Here is a 20,148-nt window from a genome sequence, read left to right on the forward strand (position 1 = left end):
CATCGCATTAATCAGTCCGGCGACTAATGGATCACGCTCACAGTTAAGACCATTCCAGCCAGTACAAAGGGGGCAAATGGGTATTTTTTTGACAAGCGCCTGCCGGCCCCTCCCGCTTGGGGGTCAAGCCCTTGTTTCTGCTGAAACCAGAGCCTGGGCGCGATCAGCAACCACACCAGGCTGCAGAGCCCAGCGCCGATAAAGGTCCCCAGTAAGTGCTCTGGGTCGCAGAGCAGCCCCAGGGCCGCCATCAACTTGACGTCCCCCGCCCCCATCCGCCCCATGGCATACCCGGGCAAAGTGAACAGCAGGGCCAGCAACAATGCCCAACCACCCTGTGCGGCACTGGCCCCCAGCCAGGTACTGCCGGTCCACAACAGGTATAGGCCGGCCAGCAGCGCGACGCCCAGAGTCAAGCTGTTGGCGATCTGCCGCTGACGCAGATCCTGCAGCGCGCAGATTGCCAACCAGATCCACAAAACCCAGAAATGCATCGCCGAAGAGGGTTCCTTTTGCCGGATTGATCCTATGCTCAATGGACATAGTGGTTGTCAGGGTAGACGCACTCATGAAACCGGGCCTCCCTAGAAAGCAGAAAGGTGCTGTGGCGATCGAATTCGCCGCCGTGTTCGTGATCTTCTTCGCAGTGTTTTACGGCCTGGTCAGCTACAGCCTGCCGCTGCTGCTGATGCAATCCTTCAACCAGGCGACCGCTGAAGCGGTGCGCCGGGCCGTGGCGGTCGACCCCAATATCGACGACTACGCCACCACGGTGCAGGACCTGGCCAACACCGTGGTGCAGAATCAGACCAGCTGGATTCCACCAGCCTTCGACTTCGTTGACACCGACCACAGCGCGGTGTACGCCAACGGCGTACTCACAGTACGGATCGACTACCCCACCCAGAAACTCACCCAGGTACTGCCGCGCCTGGTATTACCGGTGGTCGGCCCGGTGCCCAACCTGCCCACCAACCTGAGCGCCATCTCGAGTGTGCAATTTTGACCTCTGGTGACAAGCTGCTTGGACGCTTGCTGGGGCGTCAGCCACTCCCCGCCGACGAGTCCCGGGTCCCGCCCCAGGCTGTTGGCCTGCAACTGGTACTCGACCCCCAGGGCCGGGTCCTCACCAGCAGCGGGCCATTGCGTCATGGGCTGGCCCAGTTGCCCCCCAGCACCGAACCACCACACTTGCTGGACTACATCCTGCCCGGCAGCACCCTGGCCCTCGAAGGCCGTCCCGCCGACTGGAGCGGACAAGTGCTGGACCTGGACCTGCGCGGGCTGGGTGGCAAGACCTTGCACCTGCGCGGCTGGCTCCAACCCTGGGGCTCGCAATGGTTGCTGCATCTGCTGGACATCGGCGACCTGATCCAGCAACGCCAACAGGCCCTGAGCCGTGAGCAATGCCAGATCTTCGCCGCGCGGATCAGCGAACAGATCCGCCTGTGCAACCTGACCCGCCTGCCGGATGTGCTGCACGACCAGCTCGCCGACCTGGCCCGCTACTGGCACATCCCCTGCCTAGGCCTGGCCTTGCTCGACGAACAGGAACAAAGCTGGGTCATCCACAGTTGCTACAGTGCCCATGACTCGCCCCGGTTGTGGCATGACGACCAGGACCTGGGGACTGGCCTGGATAGCCTGAGCGGCAAAACACCGCTGCATCTGAATCAAATCCAGGGCCTGAATGAGCACCCGCGATTGCAGGGCATCTTCGGTCATCGCGAAGGTTTTCTGGTGCCCTACCGGGACGACCATGGCGTCGCGGCCTGGCTGCTGTGCGGCTGTTACGCCGTACAGCAACACGCGCCCAACCTGCTGGACCGCGACTGGCTGGCGCTCACTGCGGCCCTGGCCGGGCCACTGCTCAGCCGCCTGCGGGAACAGCGTCATCACCTGCACCTGGAGCGCCTGGAAGCCCTGCAAGGGCTGCTGGGCACCGGTTGGTGGGAACTGCGCGCCGACACGGCCGAAGTGTTGCTGGCCAAGCCACTGGCCGCCAGCCTGCAACTGCCCGCCGACAGCAACAGACTCAGCGTCCAGGATTGGCTGGAACTGATTCACCCCGCCGACCGCGCCGAACTCAACAGCCGCCTGCAGGCCCTGAAGCTGGGCAAGCCGCTGCTGCTCTGCGTACGCCTGCACGAAGCTGACCCGAGCGCAGCGACGCGCTGGTACCGTTTGCAGGGCCAGGCCCTGGGACGAGGGGAACAGCAACGGCTGGTGGGGTTCATGCTGGATATCAGCGATATCAAGAACCAACAGCAACAAGCCGCTGCCGCCCATGCCCGCCTGGATAACCTGATCGCCAGCTCGCCGGCGGTGATCTATGTCCAGCGCTACCTGGAAGGCGCCCTGCAACCGAGTTTTTTCAGCGCCAGCCTGCAACCGCTGCTGGGCTGGAGCCTGGAAGACTGCAACGAAGGCGCCGTGGCGGACTGGGTCCATCCCGAGGACCGCGACCTGTACTTCCAGCGCTGTCGCCAACTGCTGCGTGAGGGCAATGTCCATGCCCGCTACCGACTCCGGGATCGCCAGGGGAACTTTCACTGGGTACTGGACGAAGCCCGGCTGCTGCGCAATGACCTGGGCCTGCCGATGGAAGCGGTTGGCCTGTGGCTGGACGTCACCGAAGCCACCCTGGCCGCCGAGCACGTGCGCCAGAGCGAAGAGCGCTACCGGATTCTGGTGGAAGACTCACCGGCGATGATCTGCCGCTACCGCCCGGACCTGACCCTGACCTTCGGCAACCGGCCGCTGGCGGCCTACCTGGAGTGCGCCGCCGAAGATCTGCCGGGGAGCAATCTCGGACAGTGGCTGTCCGCCGAGCAGCGCGAGGGTTTTGAACGGCGGCTCACGTTGCTGAGCCCGGAGTTTCCGGTCAGCACCGCCGAGATCAACCTGCAACTGCCAGGGCGTGAACACGCCTGGTGGGTCTGGTCGGATCGTGGGGTATTCGATGAACAGGGACAGTTGCTGGAAATCCAGGCCGTGGGCCGCGACAACACCGAAGTGCGGCGTTCCCAGCAGCAACTGACGCAAAGCGCGAAAATGGCCACCCTGGGGGAAATGGCCACCGGCCTGGCCCATGAAATCAACCAGCCGCTCAACGTGATGCGCATGGCCATCGTCAATGTGCTCAAGCGCCTGAACAGTGGCGATATCCAGATCGACTACCTGACCGAAAAACTCCATCGCATCGACGCTCAGGTCCAGCGGGCCGCTCGCGTGGTGGACCACATGCGGGTATTCGGCCGGCGCTCGGAGGTGGAGCAACAGCCCTTCAATCCGGCCCAGGCCATCGAGGGGACCCTGTCGCTGCTGGCCGAGGGCATGCGTGGCAAGGGGCTGGAACTGCGTATCAGCGAGTTGGGTTTCGAGGTTCAGGTGCTGGGCTTTGTCGACCAGTTGGAACAGGTGCTGATCAACCTTTTGGTGAATGCCCGGGACGCCCTGCTGGGCAAGCAAGGGCAGCAGAAGGATTTCAAACCCTGGATTGCCGTACATGGCCAGCGCGACGAACAGTGGGTGCGCCTGTGGGTCGAGGACAACGCCGGTGGCATCGACCCGCGGCTGCTGGAACGGATTTTCGAACCCTTCTTCACCACCAAGCCGGTGGGCGTCGGCACCGGGCTCGGTCTGTCGGTGAGCTACGGCATAGTCCAGAACATGGGCGGTCGCCTGAGTGTCAGCAACGGCCAGGACGGCGCGCGCTTTTGCATCGAGCTGCCAATTGTCCAGGCGGATCAGATCACCAGATAGGCCCTGCCCGTCTGCCCGCAGGTGAGGTTGGCGCCGACATCGACGTCCATCAGGCTGACCCCCAATGCCGCCAGCAGGTTGTTCAACAGCGGATCGAGCAAGGGGCTCAGCAGATTGCTGATCAGCGGCATGATCAGGCTGGTGACACCATTGATCAGCCCCCCCGCTCCCGCCACCACCGAGCCGAGGAGGTTGGCGCTGACCGGCTGGTAAACCTCCAGGCTGATCCCGGAGATAGTGCCCGACAGGCTGTTGACGAGGTTGTTGGTCGGGGCAGCGTTCTGGTAGCTCGGCGCCTGATTGACGTTCGCGGGGATAGCAAAATCCGGCGCACCGCTTGAGTAAGTCAGGTCCCGCCCCACGTTCGGCCCGGTCTGGCTGAGCCCCAGCGAAGCGTCGACCATGATGCCGATGCCCCCGGCGGCGAAGGCTGTGCGTGCTGGCCCGCAACTGCCGATCCCGAGAATCTTGCGACAGGTCCAGATGCCCAAGTCGATGATCGGCAGCGGCGTCACCACAGGTTGCGTCGAGGAAGAGAACGTCGTGTTGGGATCAATCTGCCCGACCTTGATGTCGGCCAGGGACGATTCGCTGTACGCCGTGAGGCTTTTGGTTCCGGTGTTGCCCGTCGGACAGCTGTAGTTGGTGACGTAGGCCTTGGCGCCCCCCAACTCCAGGTTGATGTCGATTCGCGGAGAAGGCAGCACTTGTGGGTCGATTTGCTGGCACCCGGCGCCCAGCAGGCAGCCCAAGGAGTTGATGGTGGCCGCCAGGTCCAGGCTCAGGACACTGTTGAGGGTCGGCGTCAGCGAACCCACCAGCCCCAGCAAGGCGTTGGCCAGGCCGGTCACCCCGGACAGGCCCGTGAGGTCGACTGAAACCAGCGTCCGTACCTGGGCTGTGCTCACATAGATGCGATTGGGCCCCAACGGATCGAGGATGGCCAGCCGAGGGTCACCGACCGCCGAGAACTGCGGTGGCTCGATGACCTTGACCCTGACCGTCACATTGGCCAGGCCCAGCAGGTTGGCCGGTATTACCGCCGCCACCGCGCTCTTGCTGTTGGCCAGTTGAACCATCGCTTGCAGCAGTTGGAACAGCTGCACGTTGGCATCCAGCGCGGTGGACACGGCACCGGTCTGCAGTTTCAGGATGTCCCCCAGTTCCAGCTCCGGTATCTGAGCACTCACCGCCGCCTGCAGGCTCCCCAGGGCCGCCAGTATGTCGGCGGTAGCACCATTGGCCTGGACCACGGTGGCGGCAGTCTGGATCAGTTGGGTCAGGCTCGCCTGGGTGTTGAGCAACTGGGTGTAGTTGCCGGCGGCGACGCCCAGGTCGATGGCCAGTTGGTCGAGGTAGCTCAGCAAATTGATATCGCTGTTGAGCAGGCCATCCCAGCCCACGGCACTGATGTTCACGCTGCCGCCGAGCATGTTGCCCACCAGGGCATTGAGCAACGCTGAGTTGGCGCTGTTGACGGTAGCGATGGTGCTGCGAATGCTCAGTTGCGCCAGCGGCGGCGTTGGTGCAGCCGCAACGGCTGTGGCCGTGAGCTGCGTGGTGAGGTTGATCGGGTCTGGCGAGAACAGCGCAGCAACACCCGAGGCCACACTGATGGGGACGGTATTAGTGGCGATTACCTGCACAGCCGCCGACTGCGCCGGGTTGGCATTGAAGGTACGCAAACCGTCGGCTCCGGTGCTCAAGAAGCCGCAGTTGGTGGTCAGGGTATTGCCGGCGGCGACGACAAAGCCATTGCGCACTGCACTCTGCCCGACATAGGTGGCGGCCGTCAGGCCGGCCAGGCAATTGCCGCCACGGCTGACGGCTTCCAGCGCCGCGTTGTCCGCTACCCGCTGCAACTTGCGCTGCTCCATGTAGAGCCGGCCGCTGTCTACCACCAGCAGCATCAGCAACAGCGCCAGGCCCAGGGTCGTTGCCGCCATCAGGCCAATGGCGCCACGTTGACGGGCCGGGCCGGTAAACCGCTTCAGAGGAGACATCGGGGCACTCCTTTACCGGCTCGCAGCCGAGCGCACTCTCCATCGATGCACAGCAGTGTAGTCAAAGGCCCGGGCCTGTGCTGGCAGGCTGCCAGCTCGCCTGACTGTCGGCGCAAAGGCGCGCCACAGGCTGCCTGTGGCGCTTGCCAAAGCCGGTGCTCCTGCCTGGTAAAGGCCTCAGTGCGGCGGGTAGTTCTGCAGGATTCGCATCACCGTAGTACGCACCGCAGTCGTGCGGTCGGCGGGATTGGGCGAGCTGCTGAGCATTTGTTCATCACTGCCACGCCACACCAGCCTGCCGTCCTTACCGTCCAGCAAGTCGATCTGAAGGGTCGCCACCTTGTAGGTGATGTTACGGGTCTCGTTGTACATCGGGCCGCCCCAGTAGCCATTCCATGGGCCACCCCAGCCTCCACCATAGTGGGTGGTGACCTGTTGCTGACGGTCCTCGACAATCAGATACGCCTGGACATTCAGGTCTGCCCGGCTCCCGCCCTGGGCCGGGCGCAGACCCCGCTGGTCCAATTGCTCGGCCACCGCCTGACGGATGCGCTGCTCGGTCAGGTCACTCTTGATGCGCGGATCGTCGGGGCGATATTGCAGGGCGGGTTCTTTCCAGCTCCAACTGCGGTAGGCGCCAAAGTCCCGGCTGGCGTCAAAGTCATGATTGATCTGGTCGGCAGCGCAGGCACTGAGCAAGGCGGCGCACACCAGTAACGCGATTCGATGGAACATGCTGTTTCTCCGCGTGAAGAGCAAAAACGGGCATCGTTCAACTAACTGGGAGGATAGGCGGCCATGGCCTTTTGCACTGCCTCACGCAGCGAATCGGCACGTTCACTCAGGCTGCCCCTGCTGCTGGTCTCGGCGCTGGCGCTCCACACCGGCTGGCCGCTGGCGCCGTCAAACAGATTGACCCGGACCACCACCACCTCCACCTCGTAGGTGCGCACCACCGGCACGCTGCCGTACATGCCGTAACCCGGCCCGTAGCGGTTGTACCCCCCGTACCCGCCATAACCATAATCGTCCCGGACCTGGCGCAGACGCTTCTCCAGGTGCAGGTCGGCGCTGACCCACAGGTCCGCCGGACGCAGGTCTTGCACCGGTCGCAAACCCTGCTGATCCAGGGCATTGCTGACCGCCTCGGCGATCTGCGCCGAGTCGGCCCAGGCCGAGCCGTTGGGCAGGCGCCCATTGAGCCAGGCCCAGTTGCGGTAGCGCCCATAGTCCCGTTGCGGCGCCGGATAGGCGCTGCGGTCGAAGGTGTTGGCCGCTTGCGGCGGCGCCGGTGGCAGGGGCTTGCTACTGGCGACGTAGGGATTGCTGCCCTGACAGGCGGCAAGCCCGGAACACAGGAAGATCAGACCCAGGCGGCGTTTCATTGCGCACTCCGTTAGACCGGCCGGCACAGCCAATGCAGATAACGCCCAAGCCCGGCAAAACCTGGGTGTCGGCGGTGAGCCAATTCCATCTCCAGCAAATCCGTCAGCTCGGCGCGAGCCTGGAATTCCACCGGCATGTAATCGTGGAAAACCCGCACTCCGCTCTGGGTTTCGACTCGCCACAAGCCCTCAAGTTGCGCCGCCAGCTCGCGCGGATCAAGCGGTTGTTGCGGGGTCAGGCTCTGCTTCTCGCCGGCCATATCGTTCTTGCGCAGCTTGCGAAAGTGGCCCTTGAGCAGATTGCGATAAACCAGGGCATCGCGGTTATAGAACGCCAGGGACAGCCAGCCATCGGCGCTGGTCAGTTGGTGCAGTACCGGCAGGATCGCGTGGGGCTCGGCCAGCCATTCCAGCACCGCATGGCAGAGCACCAGGTCGTAGGGCTCGGTCAGTTGCCCCAGCAGTTCCTGCCAGGGAGCCTGGATGAAGGTCGCCTGCTGCCCGGCCTCGGCAAAGCGCTGGCGGGCGCCTTCGAGCATCGGCGCGGCGGGCTCGGCCAGGGTCACCTGATGCCCGTGCTGGGCCAGCCACAGAGACATGTGCCCAAGGCCGGCACCGATATCCAGCACCCGCAGCGGCCGCTCGGGCAGGCTTTCCTTGAGGTCGGCCTGGAGCACCGCAAGGCGGATCGCGCCCTTGGCGCCGCCATAGATCTTCTCAGCGAAACGAGTGGCCAGTTGGTCGAAATGCCGATCGCTCATGAGCAGAACCGCCGTTCGCTGTCCGCCAGCTTGCTGCGCACCACCTGGTCCATGTCCAGTCCCAGTTCACTGCATAGCAAGAGCAGGTAGAGGACGATATCGCCTACCTCCTGTCCGGCGTGAGCCAGCTTGTCCGCGGGCAGTTGCCGCGACTGCTCCTCGGTCAGCCACTGGAAGATTTCCACCAGCTCCGCCATCTCGACGCTGGCGGCCATGGCCAGGTTCTTCGGGCTGTGAAATTGCCGCCAATCGTTGTGGTCACGAATGGCGTGCAGGCGTTGGGTCAGTTGCTCTAGATTCATCGGGGTCTCCTGAAGGCGTATAGCTTCCGGGGGATAGCCGTGGGACGCAAGAGTGCTTTCGCCGACCGGTCGGCTCCTACAGAATGAGCGGCCCCGGCAGCTTCTATGCTTAACAGGGAACTCGCTGCGGGCATTCATGGCCCAAGGTTGAGCTCGGGCACCCGCCCCCTCTTTCATCAGGACGCACACATGCAGGTAGAAAGTTTCTTCGAGTGGCTTGGCCAGGCCATAGGTTCGGTCATCCGGTTTATCGTCGACCTGCTCAGCGGGTTGTTCAATACCCTGACCCACGCCGGTGGCAACTTCGTCGACGGACTGTCCCGGGCCCTGGGGATGGACACCTCCATTGTCAGCATCATTGGCCTGATCATCGGCCTGATGTTCCTCTACTCGGCGATCCGCGCCTTCATGCGCGCCTCGATCATCCTCGGCATCATCTGGCTGGTGCTCGGTCTCTGGCTGCTGAGCTGGATCATTCACTGATCCCCTTCTGAAACCTCGGCGCCTCTCGTCGCCGAGGCTACAATGCCGGCTCTCGCAAGGAGCCCGCATGTCCCCCCTGATCACCGATTGGCATCATCGCCCCACCCATCGCCGCGTCTGGGCCCTGGCCGCGCCGATGATCCTGTCGAATATTTCCGTGCCCCTGGTGGCCCTGGTGGACAGCACCGTGATCGGTCACTTGCCCCACGCCCATCAGTTGGGGGCCGTGGCAGTAGGCGCCAGCCTCTATACCTTCCTGGCCTGGGCCATGGGTTTTCTGCGCATGGGGGCCACCGGGTTTGCCGCCCAGGCCGCCGGCCGCGGCGACGGTGCCGCCCTGCGCCAGATCCTCCTCCAGGGCCTGTTGCTGGCGTTGGGCCTGGCACTGTTGCTGGGGGCCATCGGCGTGCCGCTGAGCGGCGCGGCCTTGCACCTGATGCAACCCTCGGCGGGCCTGGACCAGATGACCCGGGCATTTTTCCACACTCGATTGCTGGGCCTACCAGCGGCCCTGGCCAGCTTCGCCCTGGTGGGCTGGTTCCTCGGCACCCAGAATGCCCGGGCACCGCTGGCCATCCTGCTCAGTACCAACCTGGTGAACATCGCGCTCAACCTGTGGTTCGTCCTGGGCCTGGACTGGGGCGTGGTGGGCTCGGCCCGGGCCTCGGTGATCGCCGAATGGACCGGGGCATTGATCGGCCTGGCCATGACCCGGCCGGCCCTGCGCGCCTATCCGGGACGGATCGTCTGGGCCGCGCTGCGCCGCTGGCAGAGCTGGCGCCCGCTGCTGGCAGTGAACCGTGACATCTTCATCCGCAGCCTGGCCCTGCAATCGGTGTTTTTCCTGATCACCGTACAAGGCGCCCGCCTCGGGGATGCCACGGTGGCAGCCAACGCTCTGCTGCTCAACGGCCTGTTGCTCACCGCCCATGCCCTGGACGGACTGGCCCACGCGGTGGAAGCCCTGTGCGGCCACGCCATCGGCGCCCACGATCGCCAGGCCCTGCGCCGTTCGCTGGTGGTGGCCGGTGGCTGGTCATTGCTGGCCAGCCTGGGATTCGCGCTGATGTTCTTGCTGGGGGGCCACCTGTTCATCGAAATGCAGACCAACATTCCCGAGGTCCGCCAGACCGCCTTCAGCTATTTGCCCTACCTTGCCGTACTGCCCCTGATCGCCGTCTGGAGCTACCTGCTGGACGGCCTGTTCATCGGTGCCACCCGAGCCCGGGAAATGCGCAACGGCATGCTCCTCACCGTGCTCCTGCTACTGCCCTTCGCCTGGGGCCTGCAAGGCTTCGGCAACCACGGCCTGTGGCTGACCTTTCTGCTGTTCATGCTCCTGCGCAGCCTGACCCTGGCAGCCTTCGCCTGGCACCTGGAGCGGCGCGACGGCTGGTTTGCCGGGGCTCACTGAGTCGGCGTCGACTCGACAAAACCACTGACCCGATCCAGTACCGGCGCCAGCCCACGCAAGGGGCGAGACAAGGCGGCCACCAGCGTGGCGTGGCCAGTGCGGGAGAAATAGAACTCCTGCACCGGTACTCCTGCCGCTCGCAGCTTGCTGGCCAGGCCACCGGTATTACGCTGTGGGTTGACCAGCGAATCATCATCGGACGCTATCAGCAGCGCCGGCGGCGCGCCGCGGCTGACGTGGTTGATCGGCTGCGAGTCCGGCGGCGAATCAGGGTAGAAAAACACCGGGCGCACCTCAGGGTTGCGGATCGGCAGAAAGTCATAGGGCCCGGCCAGGCCGATCCAGCCCTTGATGATCTGCGGCGTCAGCCCGACTTGCCCCAGCAAGCGCGAGTCCAGGGCGAGCATGGCCGCGTTGTAGGCGCCAGAACTGTGCCCCATCAGATACAACCGCCGCGGGTCGGCGCCAAACTCACCGATATGTTCATGGGTCCAGGCCACGGCGCGGGCCGCGTCTTCAAGAAAGGCCGGATAGCGCACCTGTGGATACAGCCGGTAGTCCGCCAGGACCGCCACCATGCCCCGAGAGGCCAGGGCCTCGCCGACAAAGTCGTAGTCGTTGCGCGAGCCGCTGTTCCAACTGCCACCGTAAAAGAACACCACCACCGGTGCACCGGGAACCGCCTGCCGGGGCTGATAGACATCCAGCTTCTGCCGTGGATCGCTGCCATAGGCAATGTCCCGGGTCTTGATAAAGGTGCTGTCGGGGGTCAGGGAATTAAGCGCCTTGAGCGGTGAACAGGCCGCCAGCAGGCTGAGCACCAGGGTGCCGAACAGCAGACGCCAGGCGCCTTTCGATGTATTGAGCATCAGCAAGCCTCGTTGCGCCCACCATGGACGCCTCTTTGCAGGCTAGCTGAAATGGAACGGGGCCCCCTCTTGCGTGGCGAACCTGGAAACAGTTCAAAAAAAAGCCGCGCCCTCCATCGCAGGGCGCGGCTTTGTGCCGGGACGGAACAGGCATCACTGGGGATGCCCGGGCCTTCAGGACGACAGGTAGGACGAGCGGGTCAGGCCCAGGCGCAAGGCGTCGAGGAACTGGGTGCGCTCGGCGGCGCTGATCTTGGCGCTGGCCACTTTATCGCGGTAATGAGTCATCAACTCCTCCGGCGACAAGTGCACGTAACGCAGCATGTCTTCGATGGTGTCGTGGGTCTCGATCCCGGCGTGGTACACGCTGCCATTGGGCCGCTGGTAGATGTTCACCGAGTCGGTGTCACCGAACAGGTTGTGCATGTCGCCGAGGATTTCCTGGTAGGCGCCCACCAGGAAGATCCCCAGCAGGTAGTCCTCGCCCTCGTTGAGGCCATGAACCGGCAGGCTGGTCTCGATGCTCTGCTCATCGACGTACTGCTTGATCTTGCCGTCGGAGTCGCAGGTCAGGTCTTGCAGCACCGCGCGACGCAGCGGCTCTTCGTCGAGACGGTGCAACGGCAGGATCGGCAGCACCTGGCCGATGGCCCAGGTGTCCGGCAGGCTCTGGAACACCGAGAAGTTGCAGATGTACTTGTCCGCCAGCTTGTCGTTGAGTTCGTCCAGCACCTGGCGGTGGGAACGCTGACGTGCCTTGAGCGAGTTGTGCAGGCGACGGCACACGGCGAAGTAGCACTGCTCGGCCAGGGCTTTTTCGGCCAGGGTCAGCTTGCCATCGGCGTATTGGGCGGCGACGTCGCTCATGTAGTGCGTGGCGCGCCAGTAGGTTTCGGTGACCATCTCGATGTCGGTCGGCCCCAGCAGGTCCACCAGCCATTGCACGGTTTCCGGCAGCTCTTCCTTGTTTTCGATCTTCGGCACGTCGTCGTTGTGTTTCTCGACGTCGGTCACCTGCACCACCAGCATGGCGTGGTGGGCGGTCAGGGAACGGCCGCTCTCGGAGAAGATGTGCGGGTGCGGCAGGTTCTGCGCATCGCAGAATTCCTTGAGCATGCCCACCACCACGCCGGCGTAGTCGTCCATGTCGTAGTTGATCGAGCTGGCGTTGCGCGAGTGGGTACCGTCGTAGTCCACGCCCAGGCCACCACCGACGTCGATGTGATCCACCGGCAAGCCGAGGTTGCGCAGTTCGCCATAGTAGCGGATGGCTTCCTTGAAACCGTGCTGGTAGTCCGCCAGGTTGGCGATCTGCGAGCCCATGTGGAAGTGCAGCAGGCGGATGCCCTGGTCCAGGCCGGCGGCGCGGAAGCGCTCCACCACCGACAGCAGTTGCGCCGCCGACAGGCCGAACTTGGATTTCTCGCCGCCGGTGTCGGCCCACTTGCTCGAGGCCAGGGACGACAGACGCACCCGCAGGCCCACCTGTGGCTTGACCTTGAGGGAGGCCGCTTCCTCGATCACCAGGCCCACTTCGGACTCTTTCTCGATGACGATGAACACGTTGTGGCCAAGCTTCTGGCCCATCAGCGCCAGGCGAATGAACTCACGGTCCTTGTACCCGTTGCAGACGATGGTGCCGCCCTTGGGCGCCAGGGCCAGAACCGCCAGCAGCTCCGGCTTGGAGCCGGCTTCCAGGCCGATGGAGACGTTCTGAGTGGCGATGATGTTCTCGATCACCGCTTCTTGCTGGTTGACCTTGATCGGGTACAGGGCGGTGTACTTGCTCTGGTATTCCAGGCGCGCGATGTTGGCGTCGAAAGCGCCGGTCAGCTGGCGTACACGGTCCTGGAGGATGTCCGGGAAGCGCACCAGCAAAGGCAGGGACAAGCCGCTCTTGCGCAGCTCCTCGACTTGTTCGAACAGATCGATGGGCAAACTGCTCGGGCCATTCGGGCGAACTTCGACGCGACCGGCGTCATTGATCGCGAAATACCCGGCCCCCCAATGGCGAATCCCGTAGACACTGCGGCTGTCCGCAACGGTCCATTGGCTGCCATCGTCTTTACGTGTGCGTCGTACGGACATCGAAGTCCCCTATAAAGAAGTCATAGAGCGCCGCCCCAATCCGGGGTCGGCGCAGTCTAAAGAATGAAAATGACGATTAGCCTGCAAGCGCAATAGACCGCACCTGCCGTGCTGAGTTTAGAAACCGTTCATGAACAGGCTCTGTGAAAACCATGGAGACGACACCTGCGTCCTGAGCCAATCAAGACAGCGTCCAGTCAGAGGTGGTTTTCACAGAGGCTGCTAGCCGCCGGACTTCTTCGCCTTGAAACCGTGCTTGACCAGTTCCGCCAAGAGTAGCTCGACATGGTCACCCTGGATTTCAATGACGCCGTCCTTCAAGGCGCCACCGGTGCCACAGCGTTTCTTCAACGTGGTGGCAAGCTCCTTGAGGGCGTCTTCGGCCAGAGGCACGCCGGTGATGGTGGTCACCGTCTTGCCGCCACGGCCCTTGCTCTCGCGACGCACGCGGGCAATGCCGTCGCCGGCCGGAATCACGGTTTGTTTGCAGATACAGGCGGCCACCGGCTGGCTACAGTCCGGGCAATGTCGACCTGCGTCGGTGGAAAACACCAGGCCACCAAGGGCGGCGAAGGATGCGGCTTTTTTGGCCACCGGCAATCCTCTTGGGAGGACAAAGACTGGTCGAAGCACATGGCGGTGCCATCGACCGCGAAGCCCCACTCAGGCAGGGGCAGCGCTACTGAGCCGGGCGCCCTTGTTTAAGAAGCAGCATCGGTTCAGCTTGAAAAGTCGCGCAGTGTAACGGCAAAAAGCCCGGTTGCTAAGAGCCAATCAGCGTCAATTTATGCAACTTTAACGACGTCGGGCCAGATAACGTTGCAAGGCGGCCAAGGAGTCCGGGCAATAGGGCTTTTCGTGGATTTCCCGCAGCACCTGATCCAGGGGAATGAAGTGCGCTTCCAGGACTTCTTCCGGCTGCAAACGCAGCGGACCGTCCCACACGGCAGAGAACGCCGAACACCAGAGACGGTTGCCGGTGTCCTCGAAAAAGAAGTGATCATGGGCAGTCAGTTCGACGCCGCTCACCCCCAGTTCCTCTTCCAGTTCCCGGGCCGCGGATTCGGCATAGCTTTCAGTCGCCAGGACCATGCCACCGGCGGCAACATCCCAATAGCCCGGGTAGATGGCCTTGCTCAGGGTACGCCGGTGCACGCACAGCTCACCGGCAGAATTGAACAGCATGATGTAGGTGCCACGCCCGATCAGGCCGCGCTCGCGCAGCTCCGAGCGGACCATGGCCCCCAGCAGTTGGTCTTCGCCATCGACCCAGGCTATTTCTTCAGCGTCGGAGGCGGCGCGATGGGCCGCCTCATTGGTGGTCGCAACCATGGATCAGCCTTGATTGAGCAGTTGGCGCAAGTCGATGACTGCCGCGTTGGCTCGGGAAATATAGTTGGCCATGACCAGCGAGTGGTTGGCCAGGACGCCAAAGCCGCTGCCATTGAGAATCATCGGGCTCCAGACCGGCTCCTGGGAGGCCTCCAGTTCGCGGATGATCTGACGCACGCTGACCGTGGCGTTCTTTTTCGCCAGCACGTCGGCGAAGTCCACTTCAATCGCACGCAGCAGGTGCGACAGCGCCCAGGCCTGGCCACGGGCCTCGTAGAAGACGTTGTCGATCTGCATCCATGGGGTTTCCACCACTTCCTCATCCACCTGCGGGCCCTGGCCCGGGGCCGGCACTTCGGTTTTCAGTGCGGTGTTGAGCTTGACCCGGCCCACACTGGCCGACAGCCGTTGCGACAGCGAGCCCAGGCGCGTCCCTACATCACCCAGCCAGTTGTTGAGGTTGTCGGCACGGGCATAGAACTGCGCGGTCTTCTGGTTTGGATCGGAAAGGCGAGCCTGGTAGCGGCTAAGGGAATTGATGCCGTCCTGATACTCGGACTCGCTGGACGGCAGCACCCAGCTCTTGTTGTCGAAGTTGAAGCGCGGTTCGGCCTTGGCCAGGTCGGAGTCTTCAGCGGACTGCGACTGGGAGCGGGCGAAGTCCTTGCGCAAGGCGCGGGTCAGGTCGCGGACCTGGACCAGCACGCCATATTCCCAGCTTGGCATGTTGTCCATCCACAGGCCCGGTGGAAAACGGTCGTTGGAGATATAGCCACCCGGCTTGTCCAGCAAGGTACCGACCACGGTCTTCAGGGTTTCCACGGTGGTGTAGCCCACCACCATCTGCCGGCCTTCCTTCTCGGCAGCGATCTGGGCGTTCTGCTGGACCGGGAACAGCGCAGGTTCCTGACTCCAGTACCAGCCCAGGCCGCCCGTGACCAACAGGTACAGGCCCAGCAAGGTGGCCAGGGCACGACTGAACAGCAGGCCACCGAAATAGCTGCGTGTCGCCGACTTGGGTTCGGCAGCACGATCCGGCGCGCTACCTGCGCGATTCTTCCAATCCAGCATGGCTATGTCCTTTCAATCACTTGGGTTCATCGGTTCGACCACAACCCTACTCCATCGTGCCTTGCCTTGACGGGATATATCTTCCGGCAAATGCGCGCCGCGCAATGATTGCGAATCAGGCGGTCACTATAAATGAAGCACACTCCAGAGCCTATGCGACCAGTGGGTCAGGAACTGAATAACCCCGCCTTGCACATTATTGACGTACGACACTCATGGGACACAAAAGTGGTGCTAGCATAGAGCCACCAGTCGACCTCAGCATGCAGCCTAACTAGTAGTCAGGGATATGACCGAGCCAGAAGACCCCAGCCGTGAGCGCCTCAAGCACCACTTTGCCCAGCGGGTAATTCATCAGGCACGTCAGATTCTTGAGATATGGCAGCGTCTGCAACGCAGCGAATGGTCCACCACCGACATGTCGGAACTGTGCGAAGCCAACCTGCGCCTGCTGCGTTTCGCTGAACGCTTCGAGCAACCCGAACATACCCAACTGGCCCGCAGCATCAGCCAATCGCTGGAGGCTGTGGATGCCAATCGCGGTCGCCTGAGCAGCAACCTGATCACCGACCTCAATCGCTTGATGCAGCGTTTGTCGCGCACCGGCCTGCGCCACGGCGACCAGTTGGAACAGACCTTCCTGCCGCCGTTGCGCAAACCTATCTACGTGATGTTGCAGGATCACGACCGGGCCGAGCGCCTGGCCAAGCAACTGGAATTCTTTGGTCTCACGGCCCAGTCCCTGGACAGCATCGCCGCCTTTCGTTCGTCCATGGTCGAGCGCTTGCCGGCGGCCATCGTCATTGATGTGGACTTCTGCGGCCCCGGCATGGGCCTGACCCTGGCAGCCGAAGCCCAGGTCGGCCTGGAGCAGAAACTGCCGCTGCTGTTCTTCAGCCTGCATGAAACCGACACCCCGACTCGCCTGGCGGCAGTACGCGCCGGCGGCCAGGAGTTCCTGACTGGCACCCTGGAAGCCTCCAGCCTGCTGGAAAAGATCGAAGTGCTGACCTGCGTCGCCCAGTACGAGCCTTATAAAGTGCTGATCATCGACGACTCCCGGGCCCAGGCGCTGCATACCGAGCGCCTGCTCAACAGCGCCGGGATCGTCACCCGCACCCTGATCGAGCCGATCCAGGCCATGGCCGAGCTGGCGGACTTCCAGCCGGACCTGATCATCCTCGACATGTACATGCCGGCCTGCACCGGCACCGAGCTGGCCAAGGTGATCCGCCACAACGACCGTTATGTCAGCGTGCCGATCATCTACCTGTCCGCCGAGGACGACCTGGACAAGCAACTGGACGCCATGAGCGAAGGCGGCGATGACTTCCTCACCAAGCCCATCAAGCCGCGGCACCTGATCACCACCGTGCGCAACCGCGCCGCCCGGGCCCGCAACCTCAAGGCACGGATGGTCCGCGACAGCCTCACCGGCCTGTACAACCACACCCACATTCTGCAACTGCTGGAAGACTGCAGCTTCCGCGCCCGTCGCGAGGGCAAGCCGCTGAGCTTCGCCATGCTCGACATCGACCACTTCAAGCGGGTCAACGACAGCCACGGCCACCCCATGGGCGACCGGGTGATCAAGAGCCTGGCGCTGTTTCTCAAGCAGCGCCTGCGCAAGACCGACTTCATCGGCCGCTACGGCGGCGAAGAGTTTGCCATCGTCATGCCCGACACCGATCAGGACGCCGCCTGCAAGGTCCTGGACGAAATCCGCCAGCGCTTTGCCGAGATCCATTACCCGGCCCAGCCTCAAGACCTGTGGTGCACCTTCAGCGCCGGCGTGGTGGAGATGCAGGAAGACTCCGACAGCCTGATGATGGCCAGCCAGGCGGACGAGGCGCTGTACCGCGCCAAGCACGGCGGACGCAACCGAGTGCAGGCCGCACGGCAATCAAGTCAAAGTGCCATCTTTTCATCCGAATCCACAGATTCGGTCATAACCTTGTAATACAAACGCAATAAATTCAGGCGCTTACCATTTTTGCCGTTGGTAGAGCCCTGATGCGCCTGAAGCTGCTGACCAATCTCAATACCCTGTTGTTAGTTGCCGTCTGCCTGGCCCTGGGGGCCACGCTCTGGTGGTCGCAACGAGCCCTGGAGCGCCCCTATCTGCTGATGGAGCGCTACCTGGGACTGTCCCAGCAGTTTCAAAACCAGGTAGCGCGCAATATCGAAGACTACCTGGCCAGCGGCGACGCCCTGCGCCTGAGCAGCGCAGCCCAGGCCATCGAGGCCCTGCAAGGCGAACTGACCGAGCTGCCGCCGCAACTCGCGCAAAGCTTGCGCCCGAGCCTGGCCAGCCTCGATGACTTCAGCAAGACCGACCTGCTGGCCGCGGGCAAGCTGGCCGGCGATCCCCAGGCCCTGCTGTTGCAGGCCGAGCGGGAGCTGGGGGCCAACCTGGAACAGCTCAGCCAGTACGCCAGCGGGACCAAGACCGCAGAAGGCGCCACTTACCTGCCCTTGCTGCTCACCGCGGCGCAGCACCTGGGCAAACTGTCCCTGGCCCGGGACAAGTTGGTGAGCAGCGGCCGCAGCGAACTGGCCGCCGATGTCGAACGCGAAGTCAACAACATCAAGGCCCAGGCCGACCGGCTCGAAGCCCTGCCTTTATTAGGGGTGGCCGCCAGCAGCGAATCGGGCACCGATGACTTTGCCGCCCTGATGGGCCTGGAAAACACCCAGAAAGCCACTGCCGAAGACGCCGGCATCGGCCTCAAGCGCGAACTCCACAGCCTGCTCAACCGCTACCCGGCGGAACTGCAGCGCACCCGCGAGCAGATCCAGAAACGCGCCGACCTGAGTGCCGCGACCCTGCTGAAGATCACCGCCGTGCGCCAGGCCATCGCCGAGCTGGAACCGGCGGTGCGGGCCCAGCACGGTCAGATCCAGGGCGAGGTACGGCTGATCCAGGGGCTGATGATCGGCCTGATCCTGCTGATCGCCCTGGTCATCGACACCTTGCAGCGCAAGCTGGCCCGGGTCCTGACCAACCTGGCCCCGGCGCTGTCGACCTGGGCCGAAGGCGACTTCAGCCGACCGATCCAGCTGGGCAAGACCAACCGCGAACTGCACGCCATCGAAGAATCCCTCAATCGCCTGCGGGCCTACCTGGTGGATCTGGTGGGCACCATTCGCCAGAACGCCGAGCAAGTGGCCGGCAGCAGCCGCGCCCTGGCTGACCTCAGCAGCGGCCTGCACAGCGGGGCCGAGCGCCAGGCCGGCGATACCGCGCAGATCCGCGATGCCCTGGGGGAGCTGGAAGCCACCATCCAGCAGGTTGCCGGTGACGCCAGCCAGGCCGCCGATGCCAGCCGCAGCGCTGGCCTGGCGGTGCAACAGGGGCAGAAAGTCATAGGCCTGAGCCTGACCGGGCTGCACGCCCTGGTGGGCGAGGTACAGGGCAACGCGCAGATGATCGAGCACCTGGCCCAGGAGTCCGCCACCATCGGCGGCGTGCTGACCGTGATCCGCTCCATTGCCGAACAGACCAACCTGCTGGCGCTCAACGCCGCCATCGAAGCCGCTCGCGCCGGGGAAATGGGCCGCGGCTTTGCCGTGGTCGCCGAAGAAGTGCGCTCCCTGGCCCAGCGTACCGCCGGCGCTACAGCAGAGATCCAGACCCTGATCGCCGGCCTGCAGGCCGCCGCGCAACAATCGGTGCAAGGCATGCGTGCCCAGGCGGAACACGCCGAAGCCACCGCCAGCCAGGCCCAGGCCGCCGACGGTGCCCTGGACGAAATCGTCGGGGCGATCCAGACCATCGCCGACACCGCCGTGCGCATCGCCGATGTCACCGCCCAGCAAAGCGGCGCAGTCAGCGAGATCCGCGACCACAGCGAGCGCATCCATCAGTTGGGCGGCGACAATCTGCTGCGCATTGGCGAAGGCCGGGCCCAGGGCGAGAACTTGCTGGACCTCGGGGGACAATTGCATACGGCGGTGCAAGCCTTCCGCGTCTAAGCTCTGCCTGTGCCCCGGTTTTGCCTGACAAACGCCCCATCATCGGCGAAACGGCTGGCCGGGAGTGCAGCGCTCTCACCCTGCAGGCAAATGACCGGATTTAAGTGCTTGGTCACATATTTTGCGCAAACATCGCTCATCGTGTTGGCTATTGCAGAGAACTGGACAGTCATAAAGTCTTTCCGGCATAGTCGCCGGGTTCTGACAACAGCACCCCGATAACAAGGAACAACCGATGGCCACCCTACTGGTGCTTCACGGCCCCAACCTGAACCTGCTCGGCACCCGTGAACCGGGGGTCTACGGTGCAACCACCCTGGCCCAGATCAACCAGGACCTGGAGCAGCGGGCCCGTGATGCCGGGCACCATCTGCAGTATCTGCAGAGCAATGCCGAGTACGAATTGATCGAACGTATCCATGCCGCCCGCGATGAAGGCGTGGACTTCATTTTGATCAATCCAGCAGCTTTTACACATACAAGCGTCGCATTACGTGACGCGCTGCTGGCAGTGAGCATCCCATTCATCGAAGTGCATTTGTCCAACGTGCACAAACGCGAACCTTTCCGCCATCACTCCTACTTCTCCGACGTTGCGGTGGGAGTGATCTGCGGCCTTGGCGCCAGCGGTTACCGACTGGCCCTGGAGGCCGCACTAGAGCAGCTTGAACAACAAGCTAAACGCCCCTGACCGACCCTT

General features: G+C 63.5%; 18 protein-coding genes. 7 read left to right on the forward strand and 11 right to left on the reverse strand.

Annotated features, from left to right (window positions below):
• Positions 1-23 precede the first annotated feature (23 nt).
• Positions 24-494 (reverse strand): A24 family peptidase, encoded by a 471-nt coding sequence (locus PQT43_RS14155; protein WP_267269319.1) that lies wholly within the window; start codon positions 492-494, stop codon positions 24-26.
• 74 nt (positions 495-568) lie between these two features.
• Between PQT43_RS14155 and PQT43_RS14160 the strand changes: the two genes are divergently transcribed.
• Together PQT43_RS14160 and PQT43_RS14165 are read left to right on the forward strand one after the other, a co-directional pair.
• Complete coding sequence (locus PQT43_RS14160; protein WP_110650860.1) at positions 569-1,006, forward strand: TadE/TadG family type IV pilus assembly protein; 438 nt, start codon at positions 569-571, stop codon at positions 1,004-1,006.
• Positions 1,003-3,765 carry a PAS domain-containing sensor histidine kinase gene (locus PQT43_RS14165; protein ID WP_272754175.1) on the forward strand — a complete coding sequence of 921 codons (2,763 nt, stop codon included), beginning with the start codon at positions 1,003-1,005 and terminating at the stop codon, positions 3,763-3,765. The genes PQT43_RS14160 and PQT43_RS14165 overlap by 4 nt, the downstream gene beginning before the upstream one ends.
• Here the strand turns inward: PQT43_RS14165 and PQT43_RS14170 are convergent.
• The 5 genes from PQT43_RS14170 to PQT43_RS14190 all read right to left on the reverse strand — a co-directional run bounded on the left by PQT43_RS14170 (position 3,750) and on the right by PQT43_RS14190 (position 8,216).
• Complete coding sequence (locus tag PQT43_RS14170; RefSeq protein ID WP_272754176.1) at positions 3,750-5,768, reverse strand: pilus assembly protein TadG-related protein; 2,019 nt, start codon at positions 5,766-5,768, stop codon at positions 3,750-3,752. The genes PQT43_RS14165 and PQT43_RS14170 overlap by 16 nt on opposite strands.
• 177 nt (positions 5,769-5,945) lie before the next feature.
• Positions 5,946-6,503, reverse strand: a complete 558-nt coding sequence (locus tag PQT43_RS14175) for a DUF4136 domain-containing protein (protein ID WP_102881942.1) — start codon at positions 6,501-6,503, stop codon at positions 5,946-5,948.
• A 41-nt stretch (positions 6,504-6,544) separates the two neighbouring features.
• Entirely contained in the window at positions 6,545-7,153 is a 609-nt protein-coding gene (locus PQT43_RS14180) for a DUF4136 domain-containing protein (protein ID WP_102863003.1), read from the reverse strand.
• An 11-nt stretch (positions 7,154-7,164) separates the two neighbouring features.
• Positions 7,165-7,914 carry a methyltransferase gene (locus PQT43_RS14185; RefSeq protein ID WP_102863002.1) on the reverse strand — a complete coding sequence of 250 codons (750 nt, stop codon included), beginning with the start codon at positions 7,912-7,914 and terminating at the stop codon, positions 7,165-7,167.
• The gene (locus PQT43_RS14190) at positions 7,911-8,216 is read right to left on the reverse strand and encodes a MazG-like family protein (protein WP_102863001.1); all 306 of its coding nucleotides are present in this window, start codon (positions 8,214-8,216) and stop codon (positions 7,911-7,913) included. The genes PQT43_RS14185 and PQT43_RS14190 overlap by 4 nt, the downstream gene beginning before the upstream one ends.
• Positions 8,217-8,405: 189 nt before the next feature.
• Between PQT43_RS14190 and PQT43_RS14195 the strand changes: the two genes are divergently transcribed.
• Entirely contained in the window at positions 8,406-8,699 is a 294-nt protein-coding gene (locus PQT43_RS14195; RefSeq protein WP_102863000.1) for a hypothetical protein, read from the forward strand.
• A 67-nt stretch (positions 8,700-8,766) separates the two neighbouring features.
• Complete coding sequence (locus tag PQT43_RS14200) at positions 8,767-10,113, forward strand: MATE family efflux transporter (RefSeq protein WP_110595482.1); 1,347 nt, start codon at positions 8,767-8,769, stop codon at positions 10,111-10,113.
• Here the strand turns inward: PQT43_RS14200 and PQT43_RS14205 are convergent.
• The 5 genes from PQT43_RS14205 to PQT43_RS14225 all read right to left on the reverse strand — a co-directional run bounded on the left by PQT43_RS14205 (position 10,107) and on the right by PQT43_RS14225 (position 15,473).
• Positions 10,107-10,982, reverse strand: a complete 876-nt coding sequence (locus PQT43_RS14205; RefSeq protein ID WP_102881945.1) for an alpha/beta hydrolase — start codon at positions 10,980-10,982, stop codon at positions 10,107-10,109. The two genes, PQT43_RS14200 and PQT43_RS14205, sit on opposite strands and share 7 nt — an antisense overlap.
• A gap of 174 nt (positions 10,983-11,156) precedes the next feature.
• Positions 11,157-13,070, reverse strand: coding sequence for an arginine decarboxylase (speA, locus tag PQT43_RS14210; protein ID WP_102862997.1), 1,914 nt, complete (start codon positions 13,068-13,070; stop codon positions 11,157-11,159).
• Positions 13,071-13,292: 222 nt separating this feature from the next.
• On the reverse strand, positions 13,293-13,664 hold the full coding sequence (locus PQT43_RS14215; protein ID WP_015634001.1) for a translation initiation factor Sui1: 372 nt from the start codon (positions 13,662-13,664) through the stop codon (positions 13,293-13,295).
• 201 nt (positions 13,665-13,865) lie between these two features.
• Positions 13,866-14,402: an NUDIX hydrolase gene (locus PQT43_RS14220; protein WP_092319250.1), complete on the reverse strand. Its 537-nt coding sequence runs from the start codon at positions 14,400-14,402 to the stop codon at positions 13,866-13,868.
• 3 nt (positions 14,403-14,405) lie between these two features.
• Entirely contained in the window at positions 14,406-15,473 is a 1,068-nt protein-coding gene (locus PQT43_RS14225; RefSeq protein WP_102862996.1) for a DUF2333 family protein, read from the reverse strand.
• 289 nt (positions 15,474-15,762) lie between these two features.
• Here PQT43_RS14225 and PQT43_RS14230 point away from each other — a divergent pair, with 289 nt between their 5' ends.
• The 3 genes from PQT43_RS14230 to aroQ all read left to right on the forward strand — a co-directional run bounded on the left by PQT43_RS14230 (position 15,763) and on the right by aroQ (position 20,139).
• Complete coding sequence (locus tag PQT43_RS14230; RefSeq protein ID WP_102862995.1) at positions 15,763-17,433, forward strand: response regulator; 1,671 nt, start codon at positions 15,763-15,765, stop codon at positions 17,431-17,433.
• 971 nt (positions 17,434-18,404) lie between these two features.
• The gene (locus tag PQT43_RS31435; RefSeq protein WP_442962470.1) at positions 18,405-19,448 is read left to right on the forward strand and encodes a methyl-accepting chemotaxis protein; all 1,044 of its coding nucleotides are present in this window, start codon (positions 18,405-18,407) and stop codon (positions 19,446-19,448) included.
• Between the two features lie 235 nt (positions 19,449-19,683).
• Positions 19,684-20,139, forward strand: coding sequence for a type II 3-dehydroquinate dehydratase (aroQ, locus tag PQT43_RS14240; RefSeq protein ID WP_025130565.1), 456 nt, complete (start codon positions 19,684-19,686; stop codon positions 20,137-20,139).
• The last annotated feature ends 9 nt before the right edge of the window (positions 20,140-20,148 follow it).

Source organism: Pseudomonas sp. BLCC-B112 (genome assembly GCF_028550695.1).
GTDB classification, from domain to species: Bacteria; Pseudomonadota; Gammaproteobacteria; order Pseudomonadales; family Pseudomonadaceae; genus Aquipseudomonas; species Aquipseudomonas danubii.

Bases quoted from the DNA above. Each gene is read 5' to 3' on its own strand.
- PQT43_RS14155 (WP_267269319.1), bottom strand. From the start codon at position 494: ATGCATTTCTGGGTTTTGTGGATCTGGTTGGCAATCTGCGCGCTGCAG.
- PQT43_RS14160 (WP_110650860.1), top strand. From the start codon at position 569: ATGAAACCGGGCCTCCCTAGAAAGCAGAAAGGTGCTGTGGCGATCGAA.
- PQT43_RS14170 (WP_272754176.1), bottom strand. From the start codon at position 5,768: ATGTCTCCTCTGAAGCGGTTTACCGGCCCGGCCCGTCAACGTGGCGCC.
- PQT43_RS14175 (WP_102881942.1), bottom strand. From the start codon at position 6,503: ATGTTCCATCGAATCGCGTTACTGGTGTGCGCCGCCTTGCTCAGTGCC.
- PQT43_RS14180 (WP_102863003.1), bottom strand. From the start codon at position 7,153: ATGAAACGCCGCCTGGGTCTGATCTTCCTGTGTTCCGGGCTTGCCGCC.
- PQT43_RS14185 (WP_102863002.1), bottom strand. From the start codon at position 7,914: ATGAGCGATCGGCATTTCGACCAACTGGCCACTCGTTTCGCTGAGAAG.
- PQT43_RS14190 (WP_102863001.1), bottom strand. From the start codon at position 8,216: ATGAATCTAGAGCAACTGACCCAACGCCTGCACGCCATTCGTGACCAC.
- PQT43_RS14195 (WP_102863000.1), top strand. From the start codon at position 8,406: ATGCAGGTAGAAAGTTTCTTCGAGTGGCTTGGCCAGGCCATAGGTTCG.
- PQT43_RS14200 (WP_110595482.1), top strand. From the start codon at position 8,767: ATGTCCCCCCTGATCACCGATTGGCATCATCGCCCCACCCATCGCCGC.
- PQT43_RS14205 (WP_102881945.1), bottom strand. From the start codon at position 10,982: ATGCTCAATACATCGAAAGGCGCCTGGCGTCTGCTGTTCGGCACCCTG.
- speA (WP_102862997.1), bottom strand. From the start codon at position 13,070: ATGTCCGTACGACGCACACGTAAAGACGATGGCAGCCAATGGACCGTT.
- PQT43_RS14220 (WP_092319250.1), bottom strand. From the start codon at position 14,402: ATGGTTGCGACCACCAATGAGGCGGCCCATCGCGCCGCCTCCGACGCT.
- PQT43_RS14225 (WP_102862996.1), bottom strand. From the start codon at position 15,473: ATGCTGGATTGGAAGAATCGCGCAGGTAGCGCGCCGGATCGTGCTGCC.
- PQT43_RS14230 (WP_102862995.1), top strand. From the start codon at position 15,763: ATGACCGAGCCAGAAGACCCCAGCCGTGAGCGCCTCAAGCACCACTTT.
- PQT43_RS31435 (WP_442962470.1), top strand. From the start codon at position 18,405: ATGATCGGCCTGATCCTGCTGATCGCCCTGGTCATCGACACCTTGCAG.
- aroQ (WP_025130565.1), top strand. From the start codon at position 19,684: ATGGCCACCCTACTGGTGCTTCACGGCCCCAACCTGAACCTGCTCGGC.